Annotated in this window: 20 protein-coding genes; 15 read left to right on the top strand and 5 right to left on the bottom strand. The window is 39.2% G+C overall.

The features are described 5' to 3' along the window. The first annotated feature begins 53 nt into the window (after positions 1-53). Positions 54-548: a TlpA family protein disulfide reductase gene (locus tag KO530_RS05675; protein WP_216047446.1), complete on the top strand. Its 495-nt coding sequence runs from the start codon at positions 54-56 to the stop codon at positions 546-548. Here the strand turns inward: KO530_RS05675 and KO530_RS05670 are convergent. Next, the gene (locus KO530_RS05670; RefSeq protein ID WP_216047527.1) at positions 545-2,005 is read right to left on the bottom strand and encodes a beta-barrel assembly-enhancing protease; all 1,461 of its coding nucleotides are present in this window, start codon (positions 2,003-2,005) and stop codon (positions 545-547) included. The genes KO530_RS05675 and KO530_RS05670 overlap by 4 nt on opposite strands. Positions 2,006-2,324: 319 nt before the next feature. Here KO530_RS05670 and KO530_RS05665 point away from each other — a divergent pair, with 319 nt between their 5' ends. Beyond that, entirely contained in the window at positions 2,325-3,398 is a 1,074-nt protein-coding gene (locus KO530_RS05665) for an AI-2E family transporter (protein ID WP_216047445.1), read from the top strand. 66 nt (positions 3,399-3,464) lie between these two features. Here the strand turns inward: KO530_RS05665 and bcp are convergent, their stop codons facing one another. Together bcp and KO530_RS05655 are read right to left on the bottom strand one after the other, a co-directional pair. Then, positions 3,465-3,932, bottom strand: coding sequence for a thioredoxin-dependent thiol peroxidase (gene bcp, locus KO530_RS05660; RefSeq protein WP_216047444.1), 468 nt, complete (start codon positions 3,930-3,932; stop codon positions 3,465-3,467). Positions 3,933-4,003: 71 nt separating this feature from the next. Then, positions 4,004-4,531 (bottom strand): glycine cleavage system protein R, encoded by a 528-nt coding sequence (locus KO530_RS05655; protein ID WP_216047443.1) that lies wholly within the window; start codon positions 4,529-4,531, stop codon positions 4,004-4,006. Between the two features lie 230 nt (positions 4,532-4,761). On the opposite strand from KO530_RS05655, the gene dapA reads away from it, so the two are divergent. The 4 genes from dapA (at position 4,762) to KO530_RS05635 (ending at position 8,624) form a co-directional block, all read left to right on the top strand. After that, on the top strand, positions 4,762-5,649 hold the full coding sequence (dapA, locus tag KO530_RS05650; protein WP_216047442.1) for a 4-hydroxy-tetrahydrodipicolinate synthase: 888 nt from the start codon (positions 4,762-4,764) through the stop codon (positions 5,647-5,649). 22 nt (positions 5,650-5,671) lie between these two features. Continuing rightward, a complete protein-coding gene (gene bamC, locus KO530_RS05645) occupies positions 5,672-6,778 on the top strand; it encodes an outer membrane protein assembly factor BamC (RefSeq protein WP_216047441.1) in 1,107 nt (368 codons plus the stop codon). 36 nt (positions 6,779-6,814) lie between these two features. Then, positions 6,815-7,918, top strand: a complete 1,104-nt coding sequence (locus KO530_RS05640; protein WP_216047440.1) for a phosphoribosylaminoimidazolesuccinocarboxamide synthase — start codon at positions 6,815-6,817, stop codon at positions 7,916-7,918. Between the two features lie 91 nt (positions 7,919-8,009). Beyond that, positions 8,010-8,624 (top strand): flavin reductase family protein, encoded by a 615-nt coding sequence (locus tag KO530_RS05635; RefSeq protein ID WP_216047439.1) that lies wholly within the window; start codon positions 8,010-8,012, stop codon positions 8,622-8,624. Between the two features lie 17 nt (positions 8,625-8,641). Here KO530_RS05635 and KO530_RS05630 read toward each other — a convergent pair whose 3' ends face one another. After that, the gene (locus tag KO530_RS05630) at positions 8,642-9,040 is read right to left on the bottom strand and encodes a hypothetical protein (RefSeq protein ID WP_216047438.1); all 399 of its coding nucleotides are present in this window, start codon (positions 9,038-9,040) and stop codon (positions 8,642-8,644) included. 270 nt (positions 9,041-9,310) lie between these two features. Next, on the bottom strand, positions 9,311-9,691 hold the full coding sequence (locus KO530_RS05625; RefSeq protein ID WP_216047437.1) for a hypothetical protein: 381 nt from the start codon (positions 9,689-9,691) through the stop codon (positions 9,311-9,313). A 608-nt stretch (positions 9,692-10,299) separates the two neighbouring features. Between KO530_RS05625 and KO530_RS05620 the strand changes: the two genes are divergently transcribed. The 9 genes from KO530_RS05620 to KO530_RS05580 all read left to right on the top strand — a co-directional run bounded on the left by KO530_RS05620 (position 10,300) and on the right by KO530_RS05580 (position 15,097). Next, positions 10,300-10,479 (top strand): hypothetical protein, encoded by a 180-nt coding sequence (locus KO530_RS05620; protein ID WP_216047436.1) that lies wholly within the window; start codon positions 10,300-10,302, stop codon positions 10,477-10,479. Positions 10,480-10,487: 8 nt separating this feature from the next. Beyond that, a complete protein-coding gene (locus KO530_RS05615) occupies positions 10,488-10,883 on the top strand; it encodes a hypothetical protein (protein WP_216047435.1) in 396 nt (131 codons plus the stop codon). A 284-nt stretch (positions 10,884-11,167) separates the two neighbouring features. Next, positions 11,168-11,347 carry a hypothetical protein gene (locus tag KO530_RS05610; protein WP_216047434.1) on the top strand — a complete coding sequence of 60 codons (180 nt, stop codon included), beginning with the start codon at positions 11,168-11,170 and terminating at the stop codon, positions 11,345-11,347. 21 nt (positions 11,348-11,368) lie between these two features. Next, entirely contained in the window at positions 11,369-11,788 is a 420-nt protein-coding gene (locus tag KO530_RS05605; protein ID WP_216047433.1) for a hypothetical protein, read from the top strand. Between the two features lie 124 nt (positions 11,789-11,912). Beyond that, a complete protein-coding gene (locus KO530_RS05600) occupies positions 11,913-12,647 on the top strand; it encodes a hypothetical protein (protein WP_216047432.1) in 735 nt (244 codons plus the stop codon). Between the two features lie 452 nt (positions 12,648-13,099). Continuing rightward, positions 13,100-13,411 (top strand): hypothetical protein, encoded by a 312-nt coding sequence (locus tag KO530_RS05595; RefSeq protein ID WP_216047431.1) that lies wholly within the window; start codon positions 13,100-13,102, stop codon positions 13,409-13,411. A gap of 86 nt (positions 13,412-13,497) precedes the next feature. After that, positions 13,498-13,944, top strand: coding sequence for a DUF6174 domain-containing protein (locus tag KO530_RS05590; protein WP_216047430.1), 447 nt, complete (start codon positions 13,498-13,500; stop codon positions 13,942-13,944). 231 nt (positions 13,945-14,175) lie between these two features. Beyond that, positions 14,176-14,595, top strand: a complete 420-nt coding sequence (locus KO530_RS05585; RefSeq protein WP_216047429.1) for a DUF6326 family protein — start codon at positions 14,176-14,178, stop codon at positions 14,593-14,595. Between the two features lie 109 nt (positions 14,596-14,704). Continuing rightward, positions 14,705-15,097 carry a hypothetical protein gene (locus KO530_RS05580; RefSeq protein ID WP_216047428.1) on the top strand — a complete coding sequence of 131 codons (393 nt, stop codon included), beginning with the start codon at positions 14,705-14,707 and terminating at the stop codon, positions 15,095-15,097. Positions 15,098-15,111 lie beyond the last annotated feature (14 nt).

The following is a 15,111-nucleotide window of genomic DNA, read 5'->3' as shown; positions in this document are numbered from 1 at the left end:
TTCGAATAATTTCATGTTGAGACGAATTAGAAGTATAGGGTAGCGCAAAGTTTATGTTTAAAAAGTTAATCTTCGTGAGTTGCGGTTTAGCTGCGGCTATAGCTGGTTTTTACTTGTCGTTGAGCCTCAAATCTGATTTTACTACTGTGGAAGGGCAAAGTTACCAATGGCAAGATTTTAAAGGACAGTATTTAGTCGTGAATTATTTTGCAGAATGGTGCGCCCCTTGCCTGAAAGAGCTCCCTGAATTAAATCAGTTTGAATCTTTTGCGAAGGAGCAACCCGATGTGTCGTTGCTGGCGGTTAACTTTGATAATTTAGGTGATCCTGAGTTACAAGAGTTAAAACAGAAGTATCAAATTGATTTTAGGGTTATATCCGGATTGCCAGAAAATGCCGTTTTTCATAAGCCGAATTCCCTACCTACTACCTTTATTATTGGCCCTGACGGTGCACTAATTAAGCAGCTACAAGGTGAACAAAATAATGCTAGTTTACAGAATATTATCACTCAACTGCGTCAGCGACACAGCTTAGCGTCAAGTTAAAGGGCTTTAATCTTGTCTATTTGCTCTCTAATTTGATCGATTCTGGCTCTAATTCGTTGTTTCTCTAATTGTCGGTCACCGGCAAAATTATATGCACTGTGCAGCTCATCTATGGCTCTAGGATAAGCTCCAACTAATGCAAATACTTCCGCTTTACTTTGATGCATCTCTAGCATCTGACGATTTTCAAGGTAAGCATCTGTGAGTAACTGCAGGGCCAACAGATTATTCGGATTAACCAATAAGAAGTCTTTTAATAAGCTAGTAGCTCGTTTGATATCACCTTTTTTAACCAGTATATTGGCTAAATTCAATGCAATCACACTGTTATGAGGGGTGTGTTTTGCCTGTTCTGATAGCATCGCAATAGCAGGTTCATAATCCTTTTGCGCGATAGATAAGTCGGCGGCAATATCCAAGTAGAAAAGATTATCTGGATCGCTCTGAATCAGTTGCTGCACGATATTCTGCGCTTCGGCATATTGTTCATTTTCAAAATACGACAATGCTAATCCATACAAGGCGGATTGTTTGAACACATACTTTTGCTTATCAATGATGTCTTTGAAACCAGTAATATTGTCTTTCGGATTTCCATAATAGCGAGCCACGATTCTGGCTTTGGCTAAATGAAAACTGAGTCTTTCGGGAACCTGTCTAACGTTATATGAACTGGCTCTACTGCGGGCATCTGCAATACGAGATTGAGGCAATGGGTGAGTCATCAAATAAGCGAATGGAGTGGATTGAAGGCGATACTTTTCCGCTAACTTTCCAAAAAATGTGGCTGCCGCATTGGGATCGTAACCACTTTGTGCGAGCACTTGAATGCCAATTCGGTCAGCTTCGCGCTCGTTAGAACGTGTATAGTTAATCGACGCTTGTTGGGCAGCGGCGTTGGTTGCACTTAATGCTGCCATGCCCGCTTCAGGGTTTGCTAAGGCCAACAATACACTACCAAATATTGAGGCTAACTGAAGGGGCGAGGATTTTTGTTGAGACTGCATCTTACGAGCAATATGACGTTGGGTAACGTGGGCAATTTCGTGGGCTAGTACTGATGCCAATTCACTTTCGTTGTCTGAATTGAAAATTAACCCAGTGTGCACACCTATGTGACCACCAAAAAATGCAAATGCATTGATATCGGCACTATTAATTAGAAAAAATTTGAACGGAAATTTTACGTTATCAGCTTGCACAACCAAACGGTTTCCCAAATCTTGCAGGTATTCGTCTAATAAGGGATCGCTCAACAGCGGAGCTTGACCTCGAAGTTGGCGCATTAATATGTCACCAATTTGGATTTCTTTGTCAATGCTGATGGCATCCGACGCCACCACACCTATTTCAGGTAAGGCGTTACGTTGGTGCTGATCGCTTACCTGCGCTATCGCTGAAGTTGATGAAAAAGCGAAGACTGCAGAAGCTACTGCTATAAAAAGACTCTTGGTCATATTTTTCAAACTAACTTCTCTCAAATTTTTCTATCCACTCTAAATGTATGGGTTAATGCGTCTGTTTGAAACAGCTATAGGCAAATAAGTTCAGTTTTTTACGTCAATATTGTGTAAATCTATCGGTAATATATCATTACACTATGTATATAGGAGCAGATATCTTAAATTCTAATTTCACTTAAATTTAATTATTAATCGTGCAAATATAGTGTAAATTATTATGCAGTTATAAAACGAACCTCACAGCAAGTTGCATTACAGTCATTGTAGTGTTCAGGAAACAACCCCACAGAAGTAAAAATAGGCAGGAAATCACATGTTTGAGATGTTAGATCGCTGGTATAAGCGTAAGTTTTCGGATCCAGATTCTCTTATGCTGTTAATGCTATTGATCTTTGTATCGGTATTGTTCGCAATTTGGGGCGATATTTTGATGCCAGTCATTGTTGCAGCTGTTATTGCATATTTACTTGATTGGCCTTTGATGCAGTTAATGAAGTTGGGATTAAGCCGGGTCTATGCCACCGTGATTATTGTGTTGGTGTTTATTGCGGTTTGTATTTTAACCTTTATTGGTTTAGTGCCCGTTATTACTCAACAAAGTGTGAATTTGATTAAGGAAACCCCGCAAATCTGGAATAAAGGTCAAGAGTGGCTGTTAACTTTGCCGGATCTGTACCCCAATTTCATCCAAATTTACCATATTCAAAATGTGTTGCAGGAGATCAATCAAAAGATTGTACAAGTTGGTGAAACACTTATTTCAGCTTCATTTAGCTCGTTGGCAGATTTAGGCGCAATTTTAATCTATTTGATTTTGGTGCCGTTGATGTTGTTCTTTATGCTCAAAGATAAGGACGTATTGATTGCGAATCTGTTGCGGATATTGCCAAACGAGCGACGCTTGATCAAACAAGTGAGCTCAGAAATGAACTTGCAAATTGCCAATTATATTCGTGGAAAAGTAATTGAAATTATCATTGTTGGTGCGGTTTCATCGGTGACATTTGCGTTTATGGATTTGCGCTATGCTGTGCTGTTAGGGGTGTTAGTTGGATTTTCTGTGTTAATCCCATACATAGGTGCGGCAGTGGTTACTTTGCCCATCGCCATAGTGGCGTTATTTCAATGGGGTATTACTCCCGACTTTTGGTATCTAATGATTGCCTATGGCATCATCCAAGCGTTAGATGGCAATGTGTTAGTGCCGATCTTATTTTCAGAAGCGGTCAGTTTACATCCTATATATATTATCGTTGCCGTACTGTTTTTCGGTGGTCTGTGGGGCTTTTGGGGCGTGTTTTTTGCGATTCCCTTGGCAACACTGGTTAAAGCGGTGATAAATGCGTGGTCACCCAGTGTAACTTATACCCCTGAAAGCGGAACTTAAGGTAGGCTTTAAACACACAAAAGGGAGCTAATATGCTCCCTTTTTCGTGTTTAGCGTTTGTGCGTATTAGTTGTTGCTTAAATAGTCTAATACGACTTGGTGGTGGTCTTTGGTTTTGAATTTATCAAATACATGGGAGACAACACCTTGGGGGTCGATCAAAAACGAGATGCGGTGGATACCGTCGTATTCTTTACCCATAAACTTTTTTGGTCCCCACACGCCAAACTGATCTGCCACAGCATGATCTTCGTCTGACAATAATGTGAAGTTTAGTTGTTCTTTGTCGGCAAATTTCGGCAAACGTTTTTGTGCATCTGGGCTAATGCCTAAGGTAACCACATTAAGTTTGTCTAATTGTGCTTTTGAATCTCGTAAACCTTGTGCTTGCACAGTGCAGCCTGGGGTCATTGCTTTCGGGTAAAAATACACTAAAACATTTTTACCTTTAAAATCGGCTAATGAGACGGGATTATCATTTTGGTCTTGTAAGGTAAATAGCGGGGCTTTGTCGCCAGCTTTAAGTCGATTCATGGAAAAATCCTAATCAGTTGAGTTATGTTTAACAATCTATTGGCATCTACGAATTTATCAATTTGTCCAAATTAATGGTTTTCGCTGATTTTGCCTTGCAAATTTAAGCTATCCAGTAGCTCATTGAATTGTTTAGTGAGCCCGACCATATCACCTTCAAGAGGCATACTAGCTACAAATTTAACTTTCATCTTTTCTTTTTGGCTATCTTGGTCGGTAAAAGTGTGTTGACGCAATGCACTAATAGCAGCATCGAAACTGGTTAACAGGGTTGAAACCTTATGAATCACGCCAGGTATATCGTCGCCGCTGATTTGCACGTCGATGAGATGCTCCAAGTTTTGCTTACTGTGGCGCTTTGTACGTTTCATCATAGACAGGAGATCATGGCTCTGGCAGGTTTGTGGTATTTTCAGCTCAGCCTTGGTGATTTCTAATTGCGAACCTTCCAGAATCATAGTTAGGGAAAAGTCTTCGCCATAAATAGCTTGCCGACTATCCAATATATTGCAACCTGTGGCGCTAACGGTATTGGAAATTTCACTTAAAATTCCCACATTATTGCCGCCCATAATGGTAACGATGAGTTGTTGTTTCATTAATTAAAATTAATTCAAAGTAAAAACGATGGGCGCATTATAAAGGAATTTTTAAGCTATTAAAAAACAACTATTTAAGTTTATTGATAAGGAACTAATTTAGCAGCAGAAAATCCAACCCTGCGAATCTTGTCGGTAAACAAAATAGGGCATTACTATTTTATTGATTATGTGCTTGTTTTTAGCGGGCTTGATCATTACCATTAGGCGCTCATTTTTGTGGAGAAAACATGTTTAAAGGTAGTTTTGTAGCGCTTGTGACCCCGATGGACCAAAACGGGGACGTAGATTATGTTGGCCTTAAAAAGCTAGTTGAGTTTCATATTGAAAATGGTACTCATGGTTTAGTGTCTGTAGGCACAACTGGCGAATCAGCAACTTTACCCTTTGAAGAACACATCGAAGTGGTGAAAAAGACGGTTGAATATGCAAATAATGCTATCCCAGTAATTGCGGGCAGTGGTGCGAATTCTACCTCTGAGGCTATTTTCTTAAGTAAACAGTTGGCCAATACCGGTATCGCCGGTTTTTTGAGTGTGGTGCCTTATTACAATAAACCACAACAAAAAGGCATGGTTGCGCATTTCGAAGCTATAGCGGATGCCACCGATTTACCGGTTCTGCTATATAATGTGCCGGGCAGGACGGTCGCGGATATGCTTCCTGAAACGGTTGCGATATTAGCAAAACACAAAAATATCGTAGGTTTAAAAGATGCGACTGGCGATATGCAACGTTTAAAAGAAACCCAAGCTGTAGTACCTGAAGACTTTTTGTTACTTAGCGGTGACGACTTAAGTAGTTGTGAATTTTTATGCAACGGTGGTCACGGTGTGATTTCAGTAACGGCCAATATAGTGCCGGCGGAAATGGCTAAAATGTGTGAATCTGCGGCAGCTCAAGATTTTGAACAAGCAAAAAGAATTAATCAATCGATTGCAGCCTTACACGAGGCGTTATTCATAGAGCCCAACCCAGTGTTGCCTAAGTGGGCTTTATACAAAATGGGCTTGATAGACAGTGCTTTTTTACGATTACCATTAATTCTTCCGGAACTCCAATCCAAAAAAGATATCGAAGAAGTCATGCGTGCAACAGGCATTCACATTAATGGTTAGAAAATACACTAAGGAAAAAAGCATGGCTCGATTGACAATGTTAGCAGTATGTCTAGGTGTAGGCGCGTTAAGCGGTTGCACTAGCCTTGAAGAAAGGCAACGTGCCAATGGTAATTATGATTACGTAGAAGCTGAAGAAAAAGTACCGTATAAAGTACCCAGTGACGTAGATACACCCTATTTAAAGAGTGATTATGACATACCTCCAATAGGAGAAAATGCCCCTAAAGAGTTGGTTGGAGATAAAGTTACGGTGACATCACCTTCTTTAGTCCTGCCTTTAGTGTCTGGCTCACATGTAGAAGAAGGTTTAAAAGAAGCGACGGTTTGGTTTGATCAAATTGATGATTCAGAAGCCTTAGATACTACGATTTGGAATTCGGTTATCAGCTTTTTAGATGATCGGGATATCGGTGTCGTGAATTTTGACAAAGAAGCACAAATATTAGTAACCGATTGGATGATTATTGAGCCTGATAAAGATAATGGCTGGTTTAATTGGACGACGACAGAGCGGAGTATTGGTCGACGCTTTGAATTCAACCTTGAGATTAAACCTCATGGTCGAACGGCAAAACTGAAAGTACAATTACGTGATTACCTAGAAACCATTGGTGATGATGTTATTGCCGATATCAACTTCGAACAATCTCGCCGTAACGAAGTAGAAATATTAAACCAAGTTATTAGTCATTACGAAAAGCAAGTGCGCTTGGAAGATGTAAAGAGAATTCGTCAAATTCGTAGTGGGTTTGGTCTGGAAATGGGATTCAACCCAGATGGCAATCCTGCTTATGTAGTTGATGGTCAATATGATTTGGTTTGGCCCCGTCTATTGTTAGTGCTTCGTAAACTGGGCTTTAACGTGAAAGATTTAGATAAATCGACTGGGTTGCTGTTTGTAAATTACGGCGGAGCTGAGAGTTCTTGGTGGGATAACTTATTCTCTAAGAGTGATGGTCAGCTTGATTTAGAAAAAACCGACTACCGTATCCAAGTTAAGAAACAAGGTCCGAAAACGTCATTTACCTTATTGAGTGAAGAAAGCGAACCCTTTGAAGTCAAAAAAGTGACTGATTTGTTCCCCGCGTTTAAAGAAGCGATGGGCACAGAGAACTTAGATATTTAATCGAAACAACTAGCATTTAATTGGAATTTGCAACAAATGAGTTTAGCCAACACGGTTTTAGCGGTAAATGATGACTTACCGATTCGAACCCATGCTCCCGTTCATAGCGGAAAGGTTCGCTCGGTATATTGGTTAACTGAACAAGACAGTCGTCGGCTGATTCAGCAACACAATTATGATGTGGCAGAAGACACGCCTTTAGCAGTGATGGTTATCAGTGACCGTATTTCTGCGTTTGATTGTGTCTGGCGCGCTGAAGGTGGTTTAGACGGGGTATCTGGCAAAGGTGCAGCGTTAAATGCGATATCTAATCATTGGTTTGATTTATTTAAACAACAGGGTTTAGCAGACAGCCACATTCTTGATGTTCCTCATCCACTAGTTTGGATAGTACAGAAAGCCAAACCAGTTCTAATTGAAGCAATTGGACGACAGTACATCACCGGCTCTATGTGGCGAGCATATAGTAAAGGTGACCGTGACTTTTGTGGTATCAAATTACCTGAAGGTCTTGAAAAAGATAGTAAATTACCTGAATTGCTTATCACGCCGTCAACGAAAGGTGTTCTGAAAGGGATACCAGGTGTACAAGAAGCAGATGATGCCAACATAACAAGGCAGTCTATTGTTGAGCATTTTACACGTTTTAATTTTAAACAATTAAGCGATGTGGATTTGTACGAAAAGCTGTTAAAGCAAGGTTTTGATGTTATCTCTTCGGCGTTGGCTGAAATTGATCAAATATTTGTTGATACAAAATTCGAGTTTGGTTATGTCAAAGACAGACAAGGTAACGACAAGCTAATATACATGGATGAAGTGGGGACTCCCGATTCGTCACGTATTTGGGATGGTCCTGCATATCGCAATTCACAGGTAATTGAGAATTCTAAAGAGGGCTTTAGACAAATGCTATTGCAGTATTTTCCTGAGCCTGACATTTTGCTTAACAAAGACAGAATGACCGAGCGGTTCGCGTTAGCGCAAAATAATCTACTTCCGCAACAAGCGCTTATGGATTTATCTCAAACCTACGTGAATATAGCTGAAAAAATTACCGGTAAGCAATTACACCTTAGCGATAATCCTAAACAAGAAATTATTGACGTGCTCAAAGACAACTACGGGTTGGTTGATTAATTTAACCAGTCCGATAGCTCAACTCAAAAAAAGGTAGTAGCGCAAAACAAGCATTAACGTGAGTCAAGTTTAGGCTTTTGCAGGGGGGAATATGTCGAATAACTATCATTTTTATCAGCCCAAAGATGGTCATCCGTTAAAACATGATCCATTCAATGCCATTATCGCTCCAAGACCAATTGGTTGGATATCTACAGTCAATCAAGATGGTTCTGCTAACCTAGCGCCATATAGCTTTTTTAACGCATTTAATTACACACCACCGATTATCGGTTTTTCTAGCATCGGTTATAAAGACAGTGCAAGAAATGCGCAACGCAGCGGTGAATTTTGTTGGAATTTGGTTAGCGCTACGTTAGCCGAAGAAATGAACCAAACGAGTGCTATGGTTGATGGCGATGAGTTTGAATTGGCAGGTTTACAAAAGCGAAAATCAACTATTATCAGCCCCCCACACGTAGCCAAATCACCAGTGGTTATGGAATGTAAAACGACACAGGTTATTCAATTAAAAACCGCAGATAACAGCCTCTGTGAGACCTTTTTAGTTTTAGGTGAAGTCGTTGCGGTGCATATTGAAAAGTCGGCAATTGTCGATGGTGTTTACCAAACCGCCTTTAATCAACCCATTATGCGCGGCGGTGGGGTAGGAGACTATTTTTCAGTAGATGAAGCACAAAAATTTGAAATGTTAAGACCTAAATAACTCATTCGAATAAAATGCTAACTCGCTATTTGTTGTTTTTGGATTTCCTCAAACCACATTAACGCTTCATCTTTATTGCTGAAATATTGAATATTTTGATGTTTGAAAGATTTGACTCTGTGCCTAGCGATTTGTGCGATAATCTTGTTTTCTATGAGTAAGGCTTTGCCTATCATATTACGGGTGTTTAACCACTGATTAAACTCATCAATAATAGTGTAAGCCTCAGGAGTTGCACCTTCTAACTGCAGCATATCTGCAAAGATTAGAAAATCTTTATTGCCAAACTGTTCAAGCAACTCTCGCGCCTCCTGTGCAAGATGGGTTGTAGTTGCAGCATTAAACATTCCCACGAAACGCATAAATGCAATATTGCCGTCGATATACAGGTTGTAAGAACCATAAGGCGTTTTCATAATCATTTTCCTCTTGATTAAGTTTGCATAGCCCAGGTTGCAAACGGGTTAAATTATTCCTTGAATAGGTGAATAATAGTCAAGTTGACGACAAAATAAACATAAATAATGCCAATTTAGCCTAAAGTATAAGGCGCATAAAATGCTGTTTTTGCTGGTTTGGTGCGCTTGAAAGTAAGCTGAATCTGAAATAAATCGGTTTAGTGTTTATAAGCGTGTTTTTTGATAGATAGAGGTTGCTTAGGTTTGTAATTATCTAATTTGGAAAGTCTATTTTATCTGTTTAATCCACTTCACAGCTTCGTTAAAATCATGGAAATATCTTAAGTTCTGTTTTTTTAATTCAGGTACTCTTTCAGACACTATTTTTCCCACAACGTCGTTTGAAACTACGATCGCTTTGGCTGCCAAATTTTGGGTATTCACCCATTGATTAAATTTATCGATCATTTCATATCCCTCAGGAGTAAGGCCCTCCATAGCGCGAATATCGATAAGATTACAAAAGGGTTTACCATCAAATTGGCTAATCATTTTTCTCGTTTCACTCAAATATGCCTGAGCTGTACTGCCACTAAACATACCGGTAAACGTTTGATAAACAACGTTGCCTTCAACACGAAATTGATAAGATCCAAGAGGCGTTTTCATTGAAGCCGTTCACCACCCAATTAATTAATATGACTCGTTTTTAGAGGGGACTCACTATCACCTGATCTAAATATGACATAAGCGTTTAATTTGAGAAAGTATAAAGGGAATTATTTTTCACTGCGAAGAAAAATCATTGTATTGCTTTGCCGAAGCATCAATTTTACTTATTAAGTGAAAACAACGTTAAAAATCATCCTCAACTGGAAAACAATCAATCTCAATAATGGATTAATTACAAAATAGTGCTTTTTTCCAGATAACAGCGGATTTCAAGAAAATTTCCAGATTCCAATCAAATATCATTATTTAGTTTGCCTATATTTTTATACTGTACAGGGAGTTACCTACTATGCTAAAAAAGTAACAATAAATAATTAAGGAAAATTTCGGTGTTATTTCAAGGAATTTTTCTAACTAAGAATATTGTTAGAAGGCGCTAGTTTAAGGTGCATAGTTGTTTTAAAATCGCGAGAAATGCCAACATCATTTCTTTTTTCTTCTAGGTGGTTTTTAAAACAATAAACCATTTGGCAGTAATGGTTGTTTGAACTGTTTAGTTGTTTCAGGCTATCTTTAAACAAGGAAATTACAGGGGTTATTATCTGGTGGTTGTATTAGGTAATAGTGTTATTCAACAGACAAAGGATGTTTACAGCATGTTTATTGCGCCGTCTAACAAAGCAAATCAAGTACGCTCCTTCGTCGCCGGACGCATACTCGCTGGCTGGGGCTCATTCTTCGCCAAGTATAGCCAGCAAGCCTGCGCCGCTTATTTGAAGCGTTAGGTGCAGGTATGTTCAATTCATTTAAGAAAATGCCATTAGCTTTAAAATTCCTAACTGGTATGGCGTTGTTTTGTATATTACTGCTCTTCAAAGCTCTAATTCCAGGAATGTTTGGGACCTTTTCTTATAATGGAGAGGTACTGGAATACTCTCAAATATGGGAGAGAGGGTTTGGTGTACCACTGATTTTGGTGGGGTGTTTTATGCCAATGGCAGGAATGTCACTTCTTTTGCGACTGAAGTTTTCTCGTCACTTTTATTGTTGTACAGTAGCGCTTACTGTCTTAACTCCTACACTTTTAGCTGGTAACTATTACTCACTAGCATTTTTTGCAATTATTCCTTCAGCTATTACGGTTTATCTTTTTACGTCCAATAAAGTTCGTTGGTACTATGGCACCTAACAAAGCAAATCAAGTACGCTCCTTCGTCGCCGGACGCATACTCGCTGGCTGGAGCTCATTCTTCGCCAAGCATAGCCAGCAAGTCTGCGCCGCTTATTTGAAACGTTAGAAGGCGCTAGTTTAAGGTGCATAGTTGTTTTGAAATCGCGTGAAATGCCAACATCATTTCTTTTTTCTTCTAGGTGGTTTTAAACACAATAGGTAGTTAATCAGTAAAGGTTGTTTGAACTGTTTAGTTGTTTCAGGCTATCTTTAAACAAGGAAATTACAGGGGTTATTATCTGGTGGTTATATTAGGTAATAGTGTTATTCAACAGACAAAGGATGTTTACAGCATGTTTATTGCGCCGTCTAACAAAGCAAATCAAGTACGCTCCTTCGTCGCCGGACGCAAACTCGCTGGCTGGGGCTCATTCTTCGCCAAGTATAGCCAGCAAGCCTGCGCCGCTTATTTGAAACGTTAGCAACCTAAGGAATGGTCAACATTGAGAAAGTTTTTTAGATTTTTTTGGAACGCTGGTGCCACTATATTTTGGGGAGGGCTAATTATCCTTACCCCTATTTGGTTGCTCGGATTTTTAATGGCAAGTGGTTGCTCATTTGATGAATATGAAGAACTATATTCCCCGGATAAAAGTATGAGAGCGGTAGTTATAAACGCAGACTGCGGAGCAACCACAAATTGGCAAACCCAAGTGTATGTTGAAAAAGTCGATGGAAGCAGAAAAACTGATAATTTAATTCGTTTAAATGGTCACCCTAAGGATACGAATTACCAGATATCTTGGTTAAACGATAGAGAATTTCTAATATCAGAATTTGAATTTGATGAAATGCTTGGGTTTAAAAACCAAAGTTGGGGAATTGACTTTGTAAGAGTACATTTTAAGACTAACGGTAGCTAACAAACGCATAAACTCACTTGCAGGCTCGCTGGGACAATAACACGTAGGCTCAGTCGCTTCGCTCCAATTTTAGCCTACGTGTTATTGCCCGTTATGCGGGTGTTATGTTTCGAGTGGATGCCAGATGAAATTTCTCTTTATATTTGTTCTTTTAGGGAGTGTAGCCTGCACGTCGTTGGATGCTGAAAAAAATGATGTAGAAAGCAATTTCTTTGTAGGCATCCAAAATGACGTTTTAGTATATGAAGGGTCGATAACCAAGTCTTCGAACTTAGCGATTTTTCAAGCATTAAAAAAATCGAAGGAAAAGCCAAATAGACTTATTATTTCAAGTCCAGGCGGAGAAATTGGTGCAGGGATGGATCTCGGTGAGTGGATACACAGCAATAAGCTAAATATAGAAATAAAAAATCTCTGCTTATCGTCGTGTGCAAACTATGTTTTACCCGCAGCTAATATTAAATACTTACATAAAGACACAATTTTAATGTGGCACGGAAGTGCTTGGCAGAAACAGTGGGATACCACAAATTCTGACGAATCATTTTATTCTAGCTATCTACCCAAAATGAGAAAAAGAGAAGCCGCCTTTTATCGTAGAATAGGAGTCGATAATCTTATTACTGTGTACGGACATAATGAAATGACCATGTGGGATAAATTAAGATCTCTTTTTGGCAATGATTTAATAGGGTGGGATTACAGCTTAGATGATTTAGAGCGATTTGGTATATCGAAAATTATTCTCATAGACAATCATTGGAATTGGCGCGAGTATCAACCTAAAGCTCGCTATGCGATAAAACGAATTACATTAAAAAAGAATTATTCGTTTATGCTTCATAGGTTTGAAACATAACAAAAAAATTAAGTTCGCCCGCTACGCGGGCTGGGACGCAAACACGCAGGGCGGCTTCGCCATTATGCCCTACGTGCCTGTGCCCCTTATTTAAAAGTTAGGTGTCAAAAAAGGATTTCATTATGGATAATACAACTCAAATCTTAATATCTTGGTTTCCCTTGCTTCTTGTTTTATTAATTGCATAGGTAATTCCAATCATAATAATTTCTAGATCACAAAATGTTGGACGCCAAGAAAAGCTAGCATGGATAATAGGAAGTTTGTTTATTAGCTGGTTTTGTTTAATATTATTTTTGCTAATTGCACCATTAAAGCCTAATGATAAGTAACATGACACCTAACAAACGTATGTTGCTGACCCAAACTCGTGGCCATTGTTCGTGCCTCACAAAGTGTAGGCCACAAGTTTGTGCAGCAAATTCGGACGTTAAATGCCTAAAGGAATATCTGTGGACGCGAAAGAGTTTGTGGCTTTATGGAAGAGTGAGAAGGAATCCTTGCTAGAACTATTCAAGGATTCATCTCAAGATACATTAGTTTCTTCACTGATTGAAAAAATGAATTTGAGTGACGTACAAGAAAAGGAGTTTTGGGCTGTCGCAGATGCAATGCTCAACGATGCTTTCTATACTCTGCTGCTTGGGCTTGATGGTTGTGCACAAATTGGTGGCAAACAGGAAACTTATAAAATATACGATGAAAGTGGAAGCCTCATCTCAGAATGTGGTGATATTCAAGCGGAAGCTGGTGAGATTTTCTAATGACGGCACTTAACAAGCCAATTATTCCGACCTCAACTCGCTGCGCTCATTACGTCGGCATATTGGGGCGTTAGGAGTTCATTAGTATGATATTCAGACTTGGTAGCAACTCCGCAAATATTTTTATTTCTGCTTTCATTGGTTTCGTGTTGGTTGTCTTGTTTGCCTTTAATCATTTGATTATTCCCATTGATAAAGTAAATCCTTTGAACAGCTACCATAGGCAGTGGATTGAATCTGGAATTGAAAATTACCGCTATACACTTAGGTTTGGATGTATGGGGGTTTTGGAGTATCGAGTTGTCGTAAAAAATGGAGTGAAGATTACCCCAAGGAGCATAGACGTTTATTCTATAGATGATCTTTTTGAATATGCTGACCGCGCCGAAAAGAATGCAGATGAATATAATGTCACTTACCACGAAACAGGCTTTCCCTCTGAAATAGAAGTAAATTGGAGTAAAGAAATATGGGATGATGAGTGTTTTAGAGAAGTGACTGACTTTCAGGTAATTAAGCCACATGAACTCTAACAAACCAATCAAACGGACAAATACTCGCTGGCTTGGGTCGCTTCGCTCCCAGTATAGCCAACAAGTATTTGCCGTTTATTTGGGGCGTTATGCGGGGCTTACACTTGTATAAACCCAAAGTCATTTGGCTGGGTTTATCCTCAATTGTAACAAGGTATTTGTATTGTCTTGAAATAATTCCTTTTTTGTTTTCTATTTGCGTGTGTTGAAGTCATACTTTTAGGAAATTATATGTTCGAATGGAATGGCGATAGAAAACAGTTTCTATCAGTGTTATGGATTTTTCTCTCAGTTAACTATATCTACTGCGACATATTTTCTCTTCACCACGCAGAGACGCTCAAAGGGTTTATTGCCGGCGAAATCGGAGGTATGAAGCTTACGGAAGAGTTTTTGCTTTCCTTTGCGTTTATCATGCAAATCCCCATGGCAATGATAGTTTTGTCACGGGTTTTGGTGTTTCGTATTAACAAGTATCTCAATATTGTTGCAGCTTTAATAACTGGCTCAATACAAAGCTACACCCTTTATATGGGCGGCACCCTTCACTATGTGTTTTTTAGTATCATAGAAATAAGTACCGCTATACTCATACTTTATCTAGCGGTCACGTGGCACGAAGCGGATGCAGTTAAGAACCGCACCGCATAACAAAAAAATTAAGTTCGCCCGCTTCGCGGGCTGGGACGCAAACACGCAGGCCGGCTTCGCCATTATGCCCTACGTGCCTGCGCCCCTTATTTAAAAGTTAGGTTTCCTCATGGATAAGTCTGAGAAAAATATACTCTTATGGGGCCTTATTTACTGGATTGCATGTGTTAATACAATTGCGGCAATAGGGTTTACATTATTCACAGAATCATATAGTTACAGTTACGCTATTTCAGGCACTAAATTCGCTTTAATATGCGCAATTTTACAGTTTATGTCTTTTAAGCATCAAGGCGAACTTCCATTTTATAAGCATTTTTGTCTGATCTTTCTTTTAATATTTGCTTATGTTTTTTTTATTGAAATGGGGTTGTTAGTCTTTTCTATTGGCTGGGAAACTTTTGGGATATACGTTCTTTATGTATTTATCCTTTCTTTACCTGTTGTTTTAATATCATACTTTGTTAAGTATAGGCTGTATCGCTATCGCAAAAAAACCTAACACATATGAGCCTC

Origin of the sequence: Aliiglaciecola lipolytica (assembly GCF_018860635.1) — a bacterium.
Lineage (GTDB): Bacteria > Pseudomonadota > Gammaproteobacteria > Enterobacterales > Alteromonadaceae > Aliiglaciecola > Aliiglaciecola lipolytica_A.
This window is presented reverse-complemented; position numbering and strand designations above follow the sequence as displayed.

Bases quoted from the DNA above. Each gene is read 5' to 3' on its own strand.
- KO530_RS05675 (WP_216047446.1), top strand. From the start codon at position 54: ATGTTTAAAAAGTTAATCTTCGTGAGTTGCGGTTTAGCTGCGGCTATA.
- KO530_RS05670 (WP_216047527.1), bottom strand. From the start codon at position 2,005: ATGACCAAGAGTCTTTTTATAGCAGTAGCTTCTGCAGTCTTCGCTTTT.
- KO530_RS05665 (WP_216047445.1), top strand. From the start codon at position 2,325: ATGTTTGAGATGTTAGATCGCTGGTATAAGCGTAAGTTTTCGGATCCA.
- bcp (WP_216047444.1), bottom strand. From the start codon at position 3,932: ATGAATCGACTTAAAGCTGGCGACAAAGCCCCGCTATTTACCTTACAA.
- KO530_RS05655 (WP_216047443.1), bottom strand. From the start codon at position 4,531: ATGAAACAACAACTCATCGTTACCATTATGGGCGGCAATAATGTGGGA.
- dapA (WP_216047442.1), top strand. From the start codon at position 4,762: ATGTTTAAAGGTAGTTTTGTAGCGCTTGTGACCCCGATGGACCAAAAC.
- bamC (WP_216047441.1), top strand. From the start codon at position 5,672: ATGGCTCGATTGACAATGTTAGCAGTATGTCTAGGTGTAGGCGCGTTA.
- KO530_RS05640 (WP_216047440.1), top strand. From the start codon at position 6,815: ATGAGTTTAGCCAACACGGTTTTAGCGGTAAATGATGACTTACCGATT.
- KO530_RS05635 (WP_216047439.1), top strand. From the start codon at position 8,010: ATGTCGAATAACTATCATTTTTATCAGCCCAAAGATGGTCATCCGTTA.
- KO530_RS05630 (WP_216047438.1), bottom strand. From the start codon at position 9,040: ATGAAAACGCCTTATGGTTCTTACAACCTGTATATCGACGGCAATATT.
- KO530_RS05625 (WP_216047437.1), bottom strand. From the start codon at position 9,691: ATGAAAACGCCTCTTGGATCTTATCAATTTCGTGTTGAAGGCAACGTT.
- KO530_RS05615 (WP_216047435.1), top strand. From the start codon at position 10,488: ATGTTCAATTCATTTAAGAAAATGCCATTAGCTTTAAAATTCCTAACT.
- KO530_RS05600 (WP_216047432.1), top strand. From the start codon at position 11,913: ATGAAATTTCTCTTTATATTTGTTCTTTTAGGGAGTGTAGCCTGCACG.
- KO530_RS05590 (WP_216047430.1), top strand. From the start codon at position 13,498: ATGATATTCAGACTTGGTAGCAACTCCGCAAATATTTTTATTTCTGCT.
- KO530_RS05585 (WP_216047429.1), top strand. From the start codon at position 14,176: ATGTTCGAATGGAATGGCGATAGAAAACAGTTTCTATCAGTGTTATGG.
- KO530_RS05580 (WP_216047428.1), top strand. From the start codon at position 14,705: ATGGATAAGTCTGAGAAAAATATACTCTTATGGGGCCTTATTTACTGG.